The organism is Arthrobacter sp. B2060, from assembly GCF_059090445.1.
Genome location: NZ_JBNHFR010000004.1, coordinates 312,953 through 332,188 on the forward strand (window position 1 = coordinate 312,953; position 19,236 = coordinate 332,188).

The window sequence follows — 19,236 nt, forward strand, 5'->3', positions numbered from 1 at the left end:
CCAGTTACGTCTGAGCAACCGAAGGTAGTCACGTATTTCCAAACTCCGAAGTCCCCCCTTGGGCTTGTGCCGAGACCCGCCCGAGGCACGTCAGCAGAACGGCAATATTCGTGCGGTCACAACTATACTAGACGCTCAGCCGCCGCCGATCGCCTGAGAAAACAGGCTGCTTGCCTGGCCCTTCCCCCCGCCCAATCCAAACTGGCGCCAGAAAGTGCCCCGCCGGCGCATCTATTGCTAATGAGCCGTGCTCTGCAAGCTGAAGATAGTCCAAGTCCTAGAAGATCTACCGGATGCCAGCCACACTGCACGGCTGTCACACTGATTAGCCCTAATGGCCTCTCACTCGCTCCTAACTATGAATGGGCAATGAACGCCCACTGGAATGTGACGAGTACCCGGATCGGTCAAGTCAAAAGAACCTGTAATCTGATTCCGATCAGAGTCTGGAACTAGCGGGGTAATTGGGGGACTTGATGGGGCGCACTCTTGACTGGCGACTCAAGTACTCAAGACGCATCGCCGTTGTGGACGCTGCAGTCATTGTTTGGGCGGTTGCTGGCGCATACATCATTCGGTTCGGACTGGAGTCGGAGCAGCGCGGGTCGGATGGCGACTCAATGTATCTCTGGATCTCCGGAGCTCTGGTCATTGGCTGGTGGCTTATGCTGGCGGCTTGGAACAGCCGGCAAAGCCGCATCTTGGGAGCCGGGACCGAGGAATACAAGAGAGTGGCTGCCGCCTCACTGTGGCTGTTTGGGCTCGTGGCCATATTTTCTTACGTGTCACGGATCGACACGGCACGCGGCTATGTCGGCGTTGCGCTACCGGCAGGCTTGCTCGGGCTAGTCCTAGCCCGTTGGCTAATGAGGCAGCACCTCAGCGTTGACCGGCAAGGCGGCAACAGCATGTCTCGACTGATGCTTATCGGCGGAGCCAGTGCCGTGGCCCACTTGTCTTCAAGCCTGGCTCGGGCAAAACACGCGGGATACCTACCGGTTGCCGCCTACATTCCCGGTACCGTCCATACGGAACCGAATGAACCCGTATCCGGTCTCCCCATTTTGGGCCACGACCCTTCTACGTCTGCGATTATGGCTGCCATCGACCTGTGTGAGGCCGACGCGGTGGCCGTGTCTGCAGGCGTTCAGCTTCATCCACAGACTATCCGTCACCTAGGCTGGGAACTGGCCGCGCGCAATGTCGGACTCATCATGGCCCCTGCCCTTACAGACATTGCTGGACCGCGGATCCACACTCAACAGGTCGCAGGATTGCCCCTGATACACGTAACGACTCCGACTCTTGAGGGCGGCCAGCGTGTTGCCAAACGCCTATTTGATGTAATCGTCTCGGGGTTGCTTATAGTGGCCGCTTCGCCCCTGATGGCGGTGATAGCAATCGTGGTGAAGGCAGATAGTCGGGGACCCGCCCTTTTCAGACAGGAACGAGTGGGGATCGAGGGACGTACCTTCAAGATGCTGAAATTTAGGTCGATGGTCGTAGACGCCGAGGCTCGCCTTGCCGAACTAGAACACCAGAACGAAGGTCACGGGGTTTTATTCAAAATCAGGAACGATCCACGCGTCACGCGTGTCGGTAGCTTTCTCCGAAAACTAAGCCTGGATGAGTTACCCCAGCTATTCAACGTTTTTGGAGGCTCCATGAGCCTTGTCGGCCCCCGCCCGCCCCTGGCCAAAGAAGTAGCAGAATATGAGCACGACGTACGACGCCGACTGCTGGTCAAGCCCGGTCTGACGGGGCTCTGGCAAGTGAGCGGACGATCCAATCTCTCCTGGCAGGACTCGGTTCGCTTGGACCTTTATTACGTCGAGAATTGGTCGCTAGCCGGCGATTTTGTAATCCTTCTCCGCACAGTTCGGGCGGTTTTCCGTAGCACTGGCGCATATTAGCCGCCGCAATCATCTTCGAAGAGGTTACTTTTGTCCATGACTGACTTACCCGTATCACCCCGAGGAGACCGAACCGGGTCATCAAGTGACGCCCCTGGCCGATCTCGGCGGTTGTTTCGGTCCCGACTCGTTGCCCTTACCCTCTGGCTGGCCGTTGGGGCAGTCCTCCTTTTTGCGGCCGCAGGCTGGCTGGGCATTAAGGCAAGTGTCGTCAAATCTGAACTAGATGCTGCAGCGAAGATATTGCCTCAGCTGAAAAAGTCAATCTTGGACAATAAGAATCAGGCTGCCGCCGAAGCTGTTGAAGAGATGGCAACCCATACAGCGAAGGCGCGGACTGCCACTGAAGATCCGCTGTGGATACTAGCCGCGGCGCTGCCCTGGATCGGACCAAATTTTAGCGCGACTTCGGAAGTTACGCGCGCCGCAGATGACGTCGTGACCCTAGGGGCAAAGCCGCTTGCAAATGTTTACGGACTTTTGGAGTGGAACAGCCTTTTTCCCAGCGGCGCAGGCATGGACCTCGGTCGCCTTCAACGTGCGTCACCGGCTGTCACGTCCGCAGCTCATGCCGTGAGCGTGTCTGCGGATCGGCTGCAAAATATCGATAAGACGGCGTTGCTCCCGCAGGTTGCTGTCCCTTTATCAAACGCGTACAACGAGCTACGAGCTGTGTCGGCCACATTGGAGGGGTCGGCCGACGCAGCATTGCTTGCCCCCGACATGCTAGGGGCTTCAACTCCACGAAACTATCTCCTCCTCATCCAGAACAATGCCGAGACCCGAGCCACCGGGGGAATACCCGGTGCCTTGGCTGTGATGAAGGTGGATCACGGGAAGGTATCGCTCGACAGGCAGACAAGCGCAACCCAGCTGGGGGCCATGTCGCCAACGATTCCGATCGATCCCGAACAACGTCAGATCTATTCAGGTCGCGTCGGCAAATTCATGCAGGATGTAAATCTCACGCCAGACTTTCCGACGTCGGCGACTGCTGCAATAGCCATGTGGCAGCAAAAGACTGGTGAACGCCTCGACGGAGTTGTTTCCATTGACCCTGTTGCTTTGAGCTACCTGCTGACCGCTACTGGCCCTGTAACTTTGTCCGATCCTCAGGTGCAAGACCTGCTGGATGGCGCATTGCCTAGCGAACTGAATCAAGAAAACGTAGTAAAGACGCTACTTTCAGACGTTTACGCAGAGATACCCGAACCCAGGATGCAAGACTTGTACTTTGCTAGCGTCGCTAAGGAGGTATTTGGGGCGTTGTCGTCCGGCAAGAACGACAACCGAAAGCTAATGGAAGGCATTTTTAGGGGTGTCGGCGAAGGCAGGGTTTTCGTCTGGTCGGCTGATTCCGCCGAACAATCCGTAATCGCTAAATATCCCCTTGGCGGCTCGATCTCTGCCAGCAGCAACTCGCCAGCGCAGTTCGGCGCATACTTCAATGATGGTACTGGCGCGAAGATGGACTTCTACGTCAAGCGGACCGCGCAGCTTATCAAGGAATGCACCACAGACGGCTACGCCCAAGTCAAGGTGCGCATTACCAGCACCAACACAGCACCCAAAGACGCGGCCACCTCCCTTCCCGAATACGTGACCGGTGGAGGTGCATTCGGGGTTCCTGCGGGTAGCGTTCAGACGAACATCATTGCGTATGGCCCCGTGCAGTCAAACGTCGAAACGGTGTTTGTGGCCGGTAAGAAGACAGGGTTCGCCTCTCATAGACACAACGGTCGCCCAGTAGGAGCGGTCACGGTACAGCTCGCCCCCGGCCAAAGCAGCACGGTCGAGTTCAATTTCGACAAGATCGTGCAGCACGCAGAGCCGAACCTGTCCGTTACACCAACCGTTCAGGGGCTCAAGGACGTCGTTTTAGGCACTATTTCCGAGAAGTGCGTTCCGGCTCCACAGCCAACTCATTAACAGTATGTAAAGTGTTTGGATTCACTTTGGTGGCACCCGTACAGGGATGCTAATCTTTGGTGGGCAGGACAACGAGATTCACCCCACGGTCACATGGGGATGGGGAATCTCCACTATAATGTGACATCCGTGTTATAAGGTCTCAGGGGGACATAAATGAAGAAGTCTATTGCTGCGCTCGCGCTCGCAGGAACCATTGCGCTGACCGGCACCGCACCGGCCATGGCCGCCAACTACCCGGCACCGCCCGCCAATGCTGCTGTTTCTGACGGCGTGGTTGGTCCCGGCGAAACCTTTACCTTCTCCGGCCAGGGCTTCCTCGCTGGTGAACAACTCATCATCCGCGTAACGCCGGGCACGCCTCCAGCATCGACTGGCGCAAGCATCGCAGGCGGTCCGAGCCGCTCCGTACCCGGCAAAATAAACGTCGTTATGGCGGCACAGGAGTTCCGCACCACGGCTGACGCCAATGGCTCCTTCGCTTTCCCGTTGTCCATCAGCGAACCTGGCGTCTACACGCTGACTGCTACCGGCGTCACCTCTGGCAAGGTCGCAACCCAGACCGTCACCGTCGCAGGCGCAGCCGGCGGCAGCGGTGCTGGCCTGGCCAACACCGGCGGTAGCGGTGCTGGCCTCGCTAACACCGGTGCTGACTCCAGCCTCGTGCTGTGGTCGCTCGTTGGCGGCGGCGCACTGGCAGCCGGTGCTGCTTCGGTGATTGTAGTTCGTCGCCGTGCCAACGCTGAGGCTTCTGCCTAAGCATTAAGTTCTAACGCTCCATAAGAGGCGGGTGCTTCTCTGGATTTCCAGAGAAGCACCCGCCTCTTTGTTTCCGTCCACTACTCCAGAGAGGAGCCCGGTGCATTCGCACCGGCTCTTTCAAGCAGATTCAATTGATCAGCCGTTGAACGCTTTCATCCAGGACTTCAGGTCCTCACCAAATTCAGCGCGTTCTGAGGCCAGTGTGATCACGGCTTTCAGATAGCTCAGCTTGTCGCCGGTGTCGTAGCGACGGCCCCGGAACACGACGCCATAAACGCCAGAACCCTCCCCCTCCCCTGCGGCGAGGGTCTGCAGGGCGTCCGTCAGCTGGATCTCGCCGCCGCGTCCGGGCTCCACAGTCTCCAGGACATCGAACACCGCCGGGTGCAGCACATAGCGCCCAATGACAGCCAGGTTGGAGGTCGCCTCGTTAATGGACGGCTTCTCCACCAGGCTGTTGACACGGACGTAGTCCTCGCCATCAATCGAGGTGATGTCAGCGCAGCCGTAGGCGCTGATCTGGGACGGCTCCACTTCGATGAGCGCAATCACTGATCCGCCGGTCTTCGCTTGGACCTCCATCATCGTGGTCAGAAGCTCGTCCCGCTCGTCGATGAGGTCGTCACCCAAGAGGACCGCAAAGGGCTCGTCGCCCACGTGCTGGCGGCCACAAAGGACAGCATGCCCGAGCCCCTTCGGTTCGCCCTGACGGACATAGTGGATTGGCCCAAGCCCGGAGGCGTGCTGCACGGCGTCAAGACGAGCCTGGTCGCCCTTGAGTTCCAAGGTCCGCTCCAGTGCAGGAGCGCGGTCGAAGTGATCCTCAAGGGCACGCTTGTTGCCGCCAGTGATCATCAGGATGTCAGTAAGGCCGGCCGAGAGGGCTTCCTCGACAACGTACTGGATGGCCGGCGCATCCACCACCGGCAGCATCTCCTTAGGCATCGCCTTGGTGGCGGGCAGGAAGCGAGTTCCCAGGCCGGCCGCAGGAATGACTGCCTTACGAACTGATTTCCCCAATGTTTTCATGAACGAACCCTACAAATTCACTTGCCCAATACAAAATCTCCGTCCGCTGATTTCGACGCGGGAAGAGAGTCCCGTAGCTTTTCCCTATGGGCAAATGGGAGGACTTCGACGCCGTAAGCGTGGCGCGCGGCCTCTTGGCCATCTACCTCACCGGACTCGCCCTGGTGGCTTATTGGCCCACGCCCGTTGACCGGCCGGTCACCGGCAGGCTGCAGACGGTGCTCTTCGGCCTCCACTCGGCCGGTCTCCCCCAGCTGATCAACTACAGCTTCGTTGAGTTCGCGTCCAACATCCTCATGTTCACGCCGATCGGAACACTGGCCGCGTTGGCATTTCCGGCACTCCCTCGCGGACGGATCATCCTTGCTGCGTTCCTGGCATCGTGCTGCATGGAGGCTGGCCAGTTGCTGTTCCTGCACAACCGGTTCCCCAGTGCAATGGATCTCGTGGCGAATACCAGCGGCGCAATGCTGGGGCTTTGGATTTTGGGCAAGCTGGAGGAGCGGCTTCGACAGGTCGAACCAGCACTGCCGCCGAAACCTGACAGGCCTCCGAGGGTTGGTTAGCCCTTGAACTGCGGCTCGCGCTTCTCCTGGAACGCCCTGAACCCCTCGGCGTAGTCCTCGCTCTTGCACAGCCTCGCCTGCTCGGCGTTTTCCTCCTGCATGGACGCCCACAGGCCCAGGCGCTGGTCGCGGATGTGCGCCACCAGCTCCTTGCTGGCCTTGAACGCGCCGGTCGCCCCGGTTGCCACCCGCGAGACGATGGCCCGCGTGGACTCCAGCAGCTCGTCCGCCGGCATGGCCCGGCTGAACATCCCCTGCGCCACAGCCTCGGTTCCGGACATCAGCTCGGCCGTGTAGATCAGATCGAGCGTGCGGTGCATGCCCAGCCGCTCGGTGAAGTACCAGTGCCCGCCGGAGTCGAGCGTGGCGCCCAGCTTGGCGAACGGCGAGCCGAACTTCGCGTTCTCCGCCACGTACACCACATCCGTGGCCAGCAGCAGTCCCAGTCCCACGCCCAGGCAGGCGCCCTGGGCCGCCGCAAACGTGGGCGCCGGGAACGACGCCATCTTCTGCAGCAGCGGCTGCACCAGCCCGCCCAGGTACGCCTCGGCGTCGTCGCTCTCCGGCGTCACGCCGGAAATGTCCCGGCCCGCGCAGAAGGCGCGGCCCTCTCCCCTGAGCAGCAGCGCCCGCACCTCACCGCGCGAGGCGGCGGCAGCGGCGTCGTCGTACGCCTGGGCTAAATCCGCCAGCGCCTGCTCGTCGAGGGAGTTCAGCTTGTACGGGGCGTTCAGGACGACTTCGGCGACGCCGTTGTCGATGGAGAGGGAGATCATGGGACTCCTTGGGTTGAGACCGGATGTTCGGAAAAGACCTACACGTCGAAGTCGACCGTGACTTCCTTGCTGGTGGGGTGCGACTGGCAGGTCAGGACGTAGCCCTTGTCCAGCTCATCCTGCTCCAGTGCGTAGTTTTCGTCCATGGTCACGCTGCCGGTGACCACCTTGGCCCGGCACGTGCCGCACACTCCCCCGGCGCACGCGAACGGCACGTCCGGGCGGACGCGCAGCGCCGCGTTCAGGATGGACTCGCGGGCGTGCGTGGGGCTGGCCACCTCGCCCTGCAGGCCGTCCAGCTTGAACGTGATCTTGTAGGTGTCCGCCGAGGTGTCCTCGATGACGGGACGGCCGGCGTTGCCCTCGGGCCGGTCCGGCTTGCCTGAGGTGAACAGCTCGAAGCGGATGTGCTCCGGCTTCACGCCACGCTCGGCCAGGGTGTCGCGGCACAGCTGCACCAGCTCGAACGGCCCGCACAGGAACCACTCGTCCACGTCGTCCGCGTGGATGGCGGTGCCCAGCAGCGCCCGGAGCTTCTCGGCGTCGATCCGGCCGCTGAGCAGCGGGGCGATCCGCTGCTCGCGGGACAGCACGTGGTGCAGCGCCAGGCGCTGCGGGTACTTGTCCTTCAGGTCCGCGAGCTCCTCCAGGAACATCACGTCCATGGCGGCCTTGTTCGCGTAGATCAGGTCGAAGCGGGTGCCCGGGTTCGCGGCCAGCAGCGTGCGGGCGATCGCGATCACCGGGGTGATGCCCGAGCCCGCGGCGATCGCCACGAAGTTGCCCGGCTGCCCCGCGAGCTCGCTTGCCATCTGCTGGGGACGGTTCATGGAGTTCATGACGTTCTGCTCCACGGCCTGCCCGTCCCGGCCGTGCTTGGAGACGAACGCCCCCATCGGGCTCATCACCTCGAGGGTGTCGCCGGCCTTCAGCTCGGCGTTCGCCCACGTGGAGAACAGGCCGCCCAGGTCCTTCTTGATGGCCACCCGGATCTCGCTGCTGCCGTCCTCGAAGCTGCGCGGCTCGGCGCAGATGGAGTAGCTGCGGCGGATCTCCTTCGGCTCGCCGGTCTCATCCGGCAGCGTGGTGCGCAGGGCCACGTACTGGCCCGGCAGGTAGTCGAAGTGCCCGGCCAGCTCGGCCGGCACCGCGAAGGTCACCTCAATGGCGTCCTCGGTGAGCCGGCGCACCTCCGCGACGGTGAGGGAGTGGAAGGACGGACGACGGCGGCCGGTGGCCTGCGCCGTTTCGGCGGCAGTCTGGCGGACAACGGGCATGGGGTTTTCCTTACAGGACTTTGAAGTAGTCGAACGGTTCCTTGCAGTCCTGGCAGACGTACAGCGCCTTGCAGGAAGTGGAACCGAAGCGGGTGAGTTCCTTGGTGTTCAGCGACGAGCACTGCGGGCATTTCACCGCCAGGCTCAGACGGACCGGCCCGTTATGGCCCAGCGCCGCGCGGCCGCTGGGCGGGGCGATGCCGTACTCCTGCAGCTTGGCCTTGCCGGCGTCCGTCATCCAGTCGGTGGTCCAGGCCGGGGCGAGCACCAGCTCAACATGGACGCTGGGGTAGCCCTCCTTCTGGAACGCGGCCCGGACGTCGTCCCGGATGGCGTCCATCGCGGGGCAGCCCGAGTACGTCGGCGTGATGGTGACCTGGACAGCGGGCACCATCCCGCCGTCGTCGAACAGCCGGACATCACGGAGGATGCCCAGGTCCTCAATGGTGAGCACGGGGATCTCAGGATCGCAGACGGTGGCGGCGATGGCCCACGCCTTCTGCTCGGCAGTCTCCGCGCGCCGGGTGCCCGGTTCCGATACGTACACGGCAGTCACCAGCTGGCTCCGGGATGCTCGCGGGCCAGGACCTGCATTTCGGCCAGGATGTAGCCCAGGTGTTCCGAGTGCTTGCCGCGGCGGCCGCCGCCGGGCGCTGCCGGAACCTCGGGCACCTCCAGCTCAGCTTCGGCGAGCACCTCTCCGGTGAGGCGGTCGAAGTCGGCCCTCAGGCTGGAAGGCTCGACGGCGGTCCCGGCGTCGGCCAGGCGGGAGGTCAGGTCGTCGTCCACGAAGAGCTCCTCGACGTACGGCCAGATGAGGCGCAGACCGTGGATGATGCGGCGGCGCGACTCCTCCGTGCCCTGGGCCAGCCGGAGGATCCACTGGGCGCTGTGGTCGCGGTGGTAGTCCACTTCCTTGACGGCCTTGGCGGAGATCGCGGCGAGCGTGGCGTCCGTGGACTGGGTCAGCCGGCGGTACAGCTCGAACTGGTAGTAGCTCACCACGAACTGGCGCGCGATGGTGACGGCGAAGTCCCCGTTCGGCTGCTCGAAGAGGTGGGCGGAGCGGAACTCGTGTTCGCGGCGGAAGTAGGCGAGCTCGTCCTCGCTCTTCTCCCATGCTCCCCCGGCGTAGCTGAGGAAGGACCGGGCGTGGCCCAGCTGGTCCAGGGCGATGTTGCCCAGGGCCACGTCCTCCTCCAGCTCCGGCGCGCGGGAGATCCAGTGGCCCAGCCGCTGGGCGAGGATGAGGGCGTCGTCGCCGAGGCGCAGGGCGTACTCGGCCGCGTCCTCGGAGGGCTTTACCAGGCCGGTGCGGACCTCGAGCGCGATGTCCTCCGGGCGGAGCGCGTTGCCAGGTGTGATGCGGGTGGCGCTGGCGGAGGAGTCGCCGCTGCCGGCGACGCCGACGGAGATGTCGCCGTGGCCTTCGGTGTGGGTTTCCGGAGCGGTCACAGGTGCTTCACTCCTTCGCTCTTGGTGTAGTAGGTGGCGTGGCGGTAGTCCTTGCCCTGCGGGGATTCGAAGAACGAGCCCTTGGCATCGGGATCGCTGGCGGCGATGGCGTCCGCCGGAACCACCCAGATGGACACGCCTTCGTTGCGGCGGGTGTACAGGTCGCGGGCGTTGCGCAGGGCCATAGGGGCATCCGGCGCGTGCAGGCTGCCCGCGTGGACGTGGCTGAGCCCGCGGCTGGACCGCACGAAGACCTCCCACAGCGGCCAAACGCTGCGGTGCGCTGAGGCTTCCTCGGTGGTTGGGGCCGGAGTCGCCGGGACCTGAGCCGCGGAACTGTCTACTTCTCCGCCGGAGCTGGCCGGTACTTCCGGGTTGCCGTGGGGTGTCATGCTGCGTATTCCTTCTGCTTGTTAACCTGCTTGGCCAGCTGTTTTGCTGCGTAAGCAGCCGCTGCCTCACGAACCCAGGCGCCGTCGTCGTGCGCTTCCCGGCGGCGTTCCAGCCGCTGGGCGTTGCAGGGACCGCGGCCGGCGAGGACTTCCTTGAACTCCTCCCAGTCCAGCGGGCCGTGCTCCCACTTCCTGGTCTCTTCGTTGAAGCGGACCTCGCTGTCCGGGAGGGTGAGGCCGAGGACCCGGACCTGCTCCATCATCATGCCGACGAACCGCGAGCGCAGCTCGTCGTTGCTGAAGCGCTTGATGTTCCAGGCCATGGACTGCTTGGAGTTGGGCGAATCGTCATCCGGCGGGCCGAACATCATCAGGGCCGGGGCATACCAGCGGTTCACGGCGTCCTGCGCCATCTGCTTCTGCGCGGGCGTGCCGTTGGAGAGTTCCAGCAGGATCTCGAAGCCCTGGCGCTGGTGGAAGGATTCTTCCTTGCAGATGCGGACCATCGCCCGGCCGTACGGTCCGTAGGAGGCGCGGCACAGCGGCACCTGGTTGCAGATGGCCGCGCCGTCAACGAGCCAGCCGATGGCGCCCATGTCGGCCCAGGTCAGGGCCGGATAGTTGAAAATCGAGGAGTAGCGGGCCTTGCCGGCGATGAGGTCGTCCATCATCTTGTCGCGGGACTGGCCCAGCGTCTCGGCGGCGGAGTAGAGGTAGAGCCCGTGGCCGGCCTCGTCCTGGACTTTGGCCATGAGGATGGCCTTGCGCTTCAGGCTCGGGGCGCGGGAAATCCAGTTGGCCTCCGGCTGCATGCCGATGATCTCCGAGTGCGCGTGCTGCGAGATCTGGCGCAGCAGGGTCTTGCGGTACGCCGCCGGCATCCAGTCCTTCGGCTCGATCCGGGAGTCGTCTGCCATGACCTTGTCAAAGTATTCCTGGCCTTCGGCCTCCAGCTGCTGTTGGCGTGTTTCGTCCGCCGCGGCCGCTGCCGGCTGGTCAGGCACTGACTGCAGATTCTGCGCTGCCATGGTTGCTCCTATGCATTCACGTCCGTACTCGGAATTTATTTACCGACCGTTCGTTCAGGATATGCGGAAGCGGCGAAGGGCGTCAAGCACGAGGGGTGGTTATCGCGCGGGAGCAGCCGCGATTCGTTTGTCGAGTCCGACGGCGTAATGTGCGGGCAATTAGCGCATGAAACATTTGCATAATTAGCGGCACTGGGTAATCTTCTCGTTTAGGCGAGCCTTACCTGACTCTCAGGAGCCCAGGTGGATCGCGGCATGACCACGATCTTCTTGAACAGCCTCTGAGTTGCCCAAGTAAGGACCACTTCCCAGGAACCGTCCCCTCTGATGTGGCCGACCCCAGCCACAGTTCGTACCGGGGGCGGCGGTGCCCCCAAGGTGAGCGCCAGCGTAGTCGCCGCCATCTCCTGGGCTCCCCGCAACACCGCAACTCCCTCCCCAACGCTCGCTAACTAAGGATTTACGATGCTTCGTGCCACCCTCGCCACCCTGACCGTCCCGCTTGTCCTCGCTGCACTCACCGGATGTGGCGCCCAGGCCGCCACAAAGGACGATGGTTTCGCCGTCCCGGCCGGCGTTCAGGAGCAGTACCAGGTGCTAGCCACTGAAATCGCCGAAAAGGGTAAAACAGTCGAGTCCGGGGAATGGACCGTCAACCTGATCACCGAGGCTGCCGAACCATGGTTCGACAAGCACGGTGCGCATTTCCGTGCACCGAAGGCTGGGGAGACCCATCACATCGAGATCATTCCGACCGAGACCTCGACCGGCCGAATCGTCCCCAATGTGCCGATCACACTGGAAGTGATCGACGCAAAGGACAAAGTCGTGCAGAAGCTGGACCTGAACTTCTACTACTCGACCTTCTACCACTACGCCAACAACTTCACCGTGCCCGAGGCCGGGACCTACACACTGCGCGCCACCCTCGGCGTCCCGGCATTCAACCGCCACGGCGAGGAGTCCGACACGCCCGCCCTGGCCAAGGGCACGACCGTGGAGTTTACAGACGTCGAGCTGACCAAGGGGTGAAGGCCTAACGTCCTTCGAGGATCAAGGATCATGATGACTTCTTCCACGCCATCGTCGCTTTTCAGGGTTCAGCGCACTGACAGGTCCCCGCGATGATGGGCATGGCACCGGTCCGGCAGGGACCACCACAGACAGAGCGGGCGACCCCGCCTGCATCACTGACACGACGCCAAAAGCAACGCTTGGTCGTGCTCGGGATGCTGTGCACGGCTGGATGGCTGGCTTCGGTGCTCGTCGGGCATTATGTGGACTGCGGACCTGAACTCCATCGGGTCGGGCTTGCCGTTCACATCCTGGCTCTGGTGCTGTCCTTTGGCACCATCCTCGTGGTCGACTGGCTGGGATTGCTGTGGTTGTTCGGCAAGGTAGAGATGCACGCGTCCGGGAAGCTTGAAGCCGCTGCGAAGCCGCTGATCTGGGGCGGACTGGCCCTGCTGCTGATATCCGGCGCCCTGATCGACCCCGACCTGACCAGCCTGGTCACAGTGGTCAAACTCGTTTCCGTCCTGATACTGATGCTGAACGGCCTCAGCATCGCACCGGCCATGCACCGGTTGCTTTCGCTCCCGCCCCGCACACGCTTCACCGAGCTAACCCGCAGACTGCGCTTTCGGCTCGTGATTGCACTCACCGTCTCCCAGACCTGCTGGTGGACCGCCGTGCTCATCGGCCTCATCAACAGCACGCTGCGTCGCTGGACGGGCGCTTAACCCTGGTCACGAGAACGTCGTCGAGAACCGGCGACCGAAACCGTCTTCGTGGCAGCCCGAAACTATGAGTCCGGGCTGCCACGAAGGCGAACTGCGACGCGTCTCCTCACTAGACGAAGAGGCAGCCAGCCTTACGATGTCCGTTTCTGCCGCCCAAGGTTTTTCCAAGGTCCCCGCGCTAACCTTCGCCCATGCATGGGGATTGAATCCAGGCGGAGGCGAAGATGTCTCGACTTGTGTCCGCGGTTGCGGTCGCATCCCTGCTGCTAGGAGCATCGGTGGCGTGGAGCTTGACCGATTCGCAAATGGTTGCCCCGTACGAGTCCCCGGGTGCGAACGGAAGACACCACCACGTCCCGGCAGTGCTGCCGGCCGCGGCCGTGGAGCCGGCCCCCGATCCGTTGCAGCGCGCAGGCTGGACGGTGTCAGCCAGCGACGAGGAGGATTCCGGCGGGAGCGGCCGGGCCGCCAACGTCCTTGACGGGGACCCCGCCACATTCTGGCACAGCAGGAAGACCGCGGCTGCTGCCCCTTTGCCGCATACCCTGACGATCGACACCAAAACAACCCAAACCATCTCGGGGTTCCGCTACCTCCCTTCCACCGATGAGTACGGGCGAATCGGCAGCTTCGAGATCCGCGTCAGCACCGACGGCAGCACCGCGTGGGGCAACCCGGTGGCCCGCGGCACCTGGGCGGACACCGGTGACGAGAAAAGCGTGACGTTCGCAGCGGTAACAGCACGCTATGTCCAGCTGCGCGCCGTCGCCGAGGCCGGCAGCCGCGGACCGTGGAGCCACGCAGCGGAGATCAACCTCGTCGGCCAAACCAGCGGGAACCTGACAATACAGGCGGTGGCGAGCGGGTCAGCGGGATCCTGGAGCCCGACGATTAACTTCCCGATTGTCCCGGCCGCGGCGGCGCTGCTCCCAGGCAACAAGCTGCTGACCTGGGCCGCCTACTCCCCCACCACATACGGCGGCAGCACAGGCCTCACCCAGACGTCCACCCTGAATCTCACCACCGGCGCGGTGCGCCAGGCCGAGGTGGCCAACACCGCCCACGACATGTTCTGCTCCGGGACCTCGATGCTGCCGGACGGGCGGATCATGGTCAGCGGCGGCAGCAACAGCACCAAAACCACACTCTACAATCCGGGAACGAACACCTGGACTGCAGGGCCGGCCATGAAGACCGCCCGCGGGTACCAGTCCAACGTGACCACGTCCACCGGTGAGGTGTTCACCCTCGGCGGGTCATGGTCCGGCGGCATCGGCAACAAGCACGGCGAGGTATGGTCCGCCGCCGGCGGCTGGCGGACACTGCCGATCGTGCTGGTCGACAACATCCTGACCAAAGATCCCGCAGGCGAATTCCGGTCCGACAACCATGCCTGGCTGTTCGCCGCCCCTGGCGGCCGCGTTTTCCACGCCGGACCGAGCAGCCAGATGAACTGGATCTCCACCACAGGCAATGGCAGCATCAGCTCCGCCGGTCTGCGCTCTGACAGCGCGGACGCGATGAACGGCAACGCCGTGATGTTCGACGTCGGCAAAATTCTCACCGTGGGCGGGGCACCCGCCTACTCGAACGCTCCTGCCACGGCACGGGCCTACACCATCGACATCAATAACGGAGTCACCGCGGCCCGGACCGCAGACATGGCCGTCAGCCGGTCGTTCGCCAACGGAGTCGCACTGCCCGACGGCCAAGTGCTCGTCGTCGGCGGTCAGGCCACTCCTGCTCCCGCCACCGACGTTGGCGCCAGGATGGCTCCGGAAATCTGGAACCCGAGGACCGGACGGTGGACCACGATGGCTCCGATGGCTATTCCCCGGACCTATCACAGCGTGGCCCTGCTGCTCCCGGATGCCCGGGTCTTCGTCGGCGGCGGCGGGCTGTGCGGCAACTGCACCACCAATCATCTGGACGGGGAGACTTTCACACCGCCCTACCTGCTGAACGCAGACGGCAGCGCACGTACTCGGCCGCGGATTGTGACCGCGCCGACCGCCGGCGCACCCGGCAGCACCATTGCGGTAACGACCGGAGCGCCGACCACCACTTTCTCCCTGATCAGGATGAGCACGGTGACCCACACCGTGAACACCGACCAACGGCGGATCCCGCTGACCGCAACCGCCATCTCAGGCAACACCGCATCGCTGAGGTTGCCGGCCGATCCCGGCGTGCTGGTGCCGGGCAACTACCTGCTCTTTGCAATGGACCACAACGGGGTACCGAGCGTCGCCACAACCATCAAGATCGGCACCCCATCGGCCCCCGCTCCAATCCGCCCGAGCATCGGCAGCGCCGCTGACATTGTGGCGGCCGGGCCGGACGGCGTGCTGTGGAACTACCCGGCCACAGGCCAGGGCCGCTTCCAGCCCCGGGAAAGGATCGGCGGCGGGTGGGCTGGCCTGGCCAAGGGGTTCGTGTCCGACTGGAACAATGACGGCGTCTTCGACATCATCGCGCAATGGAAGGACGGGCGGCTGACCTACCTCTCCGGAAAGCAGGCCGGAGGATTCGCTGCGGCCCAGTCCCTCGGCGGAGGATGGGGCCCTTACCACCTGACGGTCGGCCGCTGGCGCACGGCGGACAAGTACCCGGGCGTCCTTGCCTACGACGCGGCCGGAACTCTCTATTACTACGGCAACGGCACCGGAAAAACGTTGTCGCCGCGCACCAAAATCGGAACCGGCTGGCGCGGCGTCTACCTCACCATGGTGGACTTCGATCAGGACGGAAAACAGGACATCCTGGCCAAACGCAGCGACGGCAAACTGTCGCTTTACCGCTCCAACGGAACCGGCGGCTTCGTCAACGAAACCAGGCGCGTGGTAGGCGCCGGGTGGAACACCGTCAACAGCATCGCCAAAGTGTCGGCATTCACCAGCGGAAGCCATGGAGTCATCGGCCGGCTGACCGACGGCAGGCTCGCCCACTACCCCTTCAGCAAGGGGACCTGGGGTACACGGACCATCGTCAGCTCAGGCTGGGGCGGCTACAACATCTTCCGGTAACCCACGAGGCAACAAGCATCCCCCAAATCAGGGGGTAAGCGGCGCCAGATGGGAAGGCCGCCGGGTGTGGCGCCTCCGCGGTTGGACGCTTGGCCGTCGTAAAGAAGGTCGATCTGGTGCCGGTTACGGGGTCAGCGGGGCGGTGAGTCCGTCCGTCGAGGTCCGCGGTGCCAGGCGGCTGCCATCGCCCACGGGGAACGGGAAGCCGAGCACCTCGAGGCGGCCGCGGACCTGGTTCTCGGCCTGGCAGTCCTGCACGCAGTCGGTCGGGGAGTTGGCGACTTCCACGGCGTCCTCGCCGGTGACCATGCCCATCCGTCCGCCGCTGGCGACATCCCAGATGGACATGCCGCCGCAGTGGTCGCGGGTCTCCGGGAGGCCCAGGCTGTTGGCGAAGTCCGGGCCGCAGGCAGGCTGCGGAACGCGTTCGGCCACCTGGGCGCTGTCGCGGACGGCAAACTCGGCCGACACGCTGTTGCCGATGTTCACCCGCGGCCGCACCTGGACGCAGAACTGGCTCGGCGGCCCGGTCTGCTCGCTGGTACAGGCAGAGCCGACAAAATCACCCAGCCGGGCGCGGAAGTTGCGGTTGTCAAAGTAGAAGGCCTCGGCGGCGAGGCGGTGCACGACCCGGGTCCGCGTCTCGTCGCCGCGTTCGGGTTCCATCTGGAACAGCCCGCCCTGGGCGCAGTCCTTGGCCTGGATCTTCATGGCCAGCCCTCCGGTGCCCGTCCGGAACAGCGTCATTTCCTCGTCCTTGACCTCCAGCGTGATGCTGCTGGTCAGCGCGAGCCCGCGATGGTCCGGGATCTTGCTGGCATAGACCGGCGTTGCCCGGCCTCCGGTGATGTCGAGTTCGTTGGCGGCACCGGTGAAGGCATAGTTGTAAATCGCGAAGTTCGCCGGGTCCACCTCGAACCTGACGTACTTGCCCTGGACCAGGAACCGGCCGCCCGGCGCAGCAACAGTGCCGTCAAACTCGCCGGCTTGCCCCAAAACCTGGAACCCGCCGCCCACGCAGCCCTTCGACGACGCCGCCTGGGCCGGGGCCGTGACTGTCAGGAATCCCGCGGCCAGGCCCGCCGCGGCGACGGCCGCGGCAGCCACCCGGGCCGCCGGCTTTGGTAATCGGCCTGCCCGCGCCCTGGTTGTGGTGTGCCGGGGTGTGGCATGCTGTGCGGATCGATCGTTGGAAGTCATCTCGCTTGCTCCGTTCCTGAAAACGCGCAAGAACAGACGGGTCCGGCCAGCACCTGCGCTGAAAACAGGTCAACGGCGGCCGCGACGCCGGAAACCGATAACGTTTCGGATCCTACGCCGGCCGACACATCATGACAACACTTGTAAATCCATATTCCGTATGTTCCGCGCCGGGCACGCACAGCCGAAAATGGCGGTCAAATCTATACTCGAGGGTAGCCCTCGTGGCACTCCATCGAGCGGATTCGGTATCCACAGGAAACGCACTATCCTCGGTTATGACCGGCAGGAACAGCCCGGTGCGTGCTGAGTATCGGGGAGAGAATCATGGCTTACCAGACGGCTGCGGGCCTGGAGTACCACCGGGAAATTGTGGACCGGGCCATACGCTCGTCGGGACTGAGCTGGACTGACTGGCCGCAGCTGACGCTGGATGAGCCGCTCGCTCCTGATGCCAGGTTGTCCGCGCTGCTGCTCCTGCTGTCCGCTCCCCGGGACCGGTCGTCCGTTACAGCCATCGACAGGCTGAGGCGGCGCCGCCTGCCGTGGGATGCAGCCACGTCCACGCTTGCCGTTCGCATTGTGGCCGGCACAGGCTTCGACGGCCGGCGAGCCTGCGTGGCCCTGCGGGCAGCAGAGCAGGTGTGCGAGGGCGGCACCGCAACGGAAGGCTTGCTGTCCGCTGTCAGGGATCTCAAAGCTGTCCTCATGGCTGTTCGCCCGCCCTCGGAAATACTTGGCCCCTTGGATTATTGGCAGATGCCAGAGACGCTGAATCTGATTGAGCGGGTCTTGTCCGCAGCCACGCCACCAGACATCCTTGACCTTGCCGTTCTGCGCGATGGAGACGGCTGGGGCCCAGCAGCGAGGGAAACGGCACGCAGTTTTCCGGCGGACGTGATCGCCCCATTGGTCAGGCTGTTGACGAGCCTCGGGCCAGGAAAACCAACCAAGGCCTGGCGCGTAAAGATCGCTTCCTGCCTTGCCACCCCGGAGGCGCTGCGGCTGTTGCGGGAATGGCTTACGCTGGCTGCTCACACCGACGTCGTATCCCCGGACGAACACGCCAAGGTTGGATTCGCCGGTGCGATGCTGTTTGCCATGGGCAATGACGATCTTGCCCGTGCCGTAGTGTTCGCAGCACGGGAGATACCGGACGAGCCATGGGTCCCGGAGCTCTTGGGGATTCTTGCGAGGCGCGGGTCCGCGACAAGCGGCGTCCCTGGCATGACCGGAGCCCTGGCCCTTGGGGTGGCCAGCGCGGCCGTGGACACCTTGGCCGCCCGGGCAACGCCAGACGACAGGGCTGTCTTGGGGGAACTGTTTGAGGATCTCACCCGGCGTGATCTTGTCAAGCGGACAGCCAAGCATCTCGAGCTCGATGAGGACGTCATCAGCCATCGTGACCAGGAGCTCCGCCGGACCAAGGCGGCCAACGCCAGGCGTAAGGCGGATCCGGCGCCGCGTCAGGCACGTGCAGCCATGGATGCACTCATCCGTCAGAATTTCGCCCCGGTTCTAAGGCAGCTCGGCTTCACAGCCACAGGACGGACCTACCGCCGGGTCTGCCCCGGCCGGGTCGATGTCATAGCCATCGGTTCAACCGGGATGGACCGCTTTCACGTCTCCTACGGGACCCGCTTCACCACCAGCTGGCCGGCACGAGATCCATCGGAGCTGACCGAATCAGGGGCGGACATTCGGCGATCCGAATCGCACGGCATCGCCCCCGACGACGTGAGGGCGCTGGCAGACCGGCTGCCCCGCGTCATCGTACCGTTCCTTGATTCCATGGGAAGGTATGAGTTCGTACGGTCCTTTGTGGAGAACGAATCGGGCGCTCCTGCCGGATCCAAGGCAATTGCGGGCCATATGTGTCCCAATACCTGGGAATTCCTCGGACCTCTCGCGCTGTCAGCAGGAGACAGGGAGACGGCTGTTGAGATGTTTACCCTCACGCTCGACTTTGTCCGTGAATGCGCCCAAAAGTACGGCGGATACGAGCTCCAGCTCGAGCTCTGGAACCAGTACCTTGAAACGGCCTCACGCCTGCCTGACGCACCCACGACGGGCGCCGGAAGCAACTGAGCGTCAGCTGGGTCCTCGAGAGACGTCATGAAGAAGATCTGAAACTCCTGCGT

General features: G+C 63.7%; 16 protein-coding genes. 8 read left to right on the top strand and 8 right to left on the bottom strand.

Annotated features, from left to right (window positions below; translation table 11 throughout):
• Positions 1-527: 527 nt before the first annotated feature.
• From AC5RUM_RS10255 to AC5RUM_RS10265, 3 genes are all read left to right on the top strand, one after another.
• Complete coding sequence (locus tag AC5RUM_RS10255) at positions 528-1,913, top strand: sugar transferase (protein WP_494034821.1); 1,386 nt, start codon at positions 528-530, stop codon at positions 1,911-1,913.
• 267 nt (positions 1,914-2,180) lie between these two features.
• Positions 2,181-3,842 (top strand): DUF4012 domain-containing protein, encoded by a 1,662-nt coding sequence (locus AC5RUM_RS10260; RefSeq protein ID WP_494034822.1) that lies wholly within the window; start codon positions 2,181-2,183, stop codon positions 3,840-3,842.
• A gap of 156 nt (positions 3,843-3,998) precedes the next feature.
• Entirely contained in the window at positions 3,999-4,601 is a 603-nt protein-coding gene (locus AC5RUM_RS10265) for an LPXTG cell wall anchor domain-containing protein (RefSeq protein ID WP_494034823.1), read from the top strand.
• A gap of 138 nt (positions 4,602-4,739) precedes the next feature.
• On the opposite strand, the gene galU is transcribed toward AC5RUM_RS10265, so the two are convergent.
• Positions 4,740-5,633: a UTP--glucose-1-phosphate uridylyltransferase GalU gene (galU, locus tag AC5RUM_RS10270; RefSeq protein ID WP_494034824.1), complete on the bottom strand. Its 894-nt coding sequence runs from the start codon at positions 5,631-5,633 to the stop codon at positions 4,740-4,742.
• Between the two features lie 86 nt (positions 5,634-5,719).
• Between galU and AC5RUM_RS10275 the strand changes: the two genes are divergently transcribed.
• Complete coding sequence (locus tag AC5RUM_RS10275; protein WP_494034825.1) at positions 5,720-6,199, top strand: VanZ family protein; 480 nt, start codon at positions 5,720-5,722, stop codon at positions 6,197-6,199.
• Here AC5RUM_RS10275 and AC5RUM_RS10280 read toward each other — a convergent pair.
• From AC5RUM_RS10280 to paaA, 6 genes are read right to left on the bottom strand one after another with little or no spacing between them, the layout of a single operon-like run.
• A complete protein-coding gene (locus AC5RUM_RS10280) occupies positions 6,196-6,975 on the bottom strand; it encodes an enoyl-CoA hydratase/isomerase family protein (protein WP_494034826.1) in 780 nt (259 codons plus the stop codon). The two genes, AC5RUM_RS10275 and AC5RUM_RS10280, sit on opposite strands and share 4 nt — an antisense overlap.
• 38 nt (positions 6,976-7,013) lie before the next feature.
• The gene (paaE, locus tag AC5RUM_RS10285) at positions 7,014-8,252 is read right to left on the bottom strand and encodes a 1,2-phenylacetyl-CoA epoxidase subunit PaaE (protein WP_494034827.1); all 1,239 of its coding nucleotides are present in this window, start codon (positions 8,250-8,252) and stop codon (positions 7,014-7,016) included.
• A gap of 10 nt (positions 8,253-8,262) precedes the next feature.
• Positions 8,263-8,808 (bottom strand): 1,2-phenylacetyl-CoA epoxidase subunit PaaD, encoded by a 546-nt coding sequence (paaD, locus tag AC5RUM_RS10290; RefSeq protein WP_494034828.1) that lies wholly within the window; start codon positions 8,806-8,808, stop codon positions 8,263-8,265.
• The gene (gene paaC / locus AC5RUM_RS10295) at positions 8,805-9,707 is read right to left on the bottom strand and encodes a 1,2-phenylacetyl-CoA epoxidase subunit PaaC (protein WP_494034829.1); all 903 of its coding nucleotides are present in this window, start codon (positions 9,705-9,707) and stop codon (positions 8,805-8,807) included. Before paaC ends, paaD begins: the two co-directional genes overlap by 4 nt.
• A complete protein-coding gene (paaB, locus tag AC5RUM_RS10300; RefSeq protein ID WP_494034830.1) occupies positions 9,704-10,099 on the bottom strand; it encodes a 1,2-phenylacetyl-CoA epoxidase subunit PaaB in 396 nt (131 codons plus the stop codon). Before paaB ends, paaC begins: the two co-directional genes overlap by 4 nt.
• On the bottom strand, positions 10,096-11,127 hold the full coding sequence (paaA, locus tag AC5RUM_RS10305) for a 1,2-phenylacetyl-CoA epoxidase subunit PaaA (RefSeq protein WP_494034831.1): 1,032 nt from the start codon (positions 11,125-11,127) through the stop codon (positions 10,096-10,098). The genes paaB and paaA overlap by 4 nt, the downstream gene beginning before the upstream one ends.
• A 465-nt stretch (positions 11,128-11,592) precedes the next feature.
• On the opposite strand from paaA, the gene AC5RUM_RS10310 reads away from it, so the two are divergent.
• The 3 genes from AC5RUM_RS10310 (at position 11,593) to AC5RUM_RS10320 (ending at position 15,895) form a co-directional block, all read left to right on the top strand.
• Positions 11,593-12,159 (top strand): iron transporter, encoded by a 567-nt coding sequence (locus AC5RUM_RS10310; RefSeq protein ID WP_494034832.1) that lies wholly within the window; start codon positions 11,593-11,595, stop codon positions 12,157-12,159.
• A gap of 188 nt (positions 12,160-12,347) precedes the next feature.
• Positions 12,348-12,869 carry a hypothetical protein gene (locus AC5RUM_RS10315; protein WP_494034868.1) on the top strand — a complete coding sequence of 174 codons (522 nt, stop codon included), beginning with the start codon at positions 12,348-12,350 and terminating at the stop codon, positions 12,867-12,869.
• Positions 12,870-13,159: 290 nt separating this feature from the next.
• On the top strand, positions 13,160-15,895 hold the full coding sequence (locus AC5RUM_RS10320) for a galactose oxidase-like domain-containing protein (protein ID WP_494034833.1): 2,736 nt from the start codon (positions 13,160-13,162) through the stop codon (positions 15,893-15,895).
• Between the two features lie 123 nt (positions 15,896-16,018).
• On the opposite strand, the gene AC5RUM_RS10325 is transcribed toward AC5RUM_RS10320, so the two are convergent.
• Complete coding sequence (locus AC5RUM_RS10325) at positions 16,019-17,095, bottom strand: hypothetical protein (RefSeq protein WP_494034834.1); 1,077 nt, start codon at positions 17,093-17,095, stop codon at positions 16,019-16,021.
• A gap of 327 nt (positions 17,096-17,422) precedes the next feature.
• Between AC5RUM_RS10325 and AC5RUM_RS10330 the strand changes: the two genes are divergently transcribed.
• A complete protein-coding gene (locus AC5RUM_RS10330; RefSeq protein WP_494034835.1) occupies positions 17,423-19,183 on the top strand; it encodes a hypothetical protein in 1,761 nt (586 codons plus the stop codon).
• The last annotated feature ends 53 nt before the right edge of the window (positions 19,184-19,236 follow it).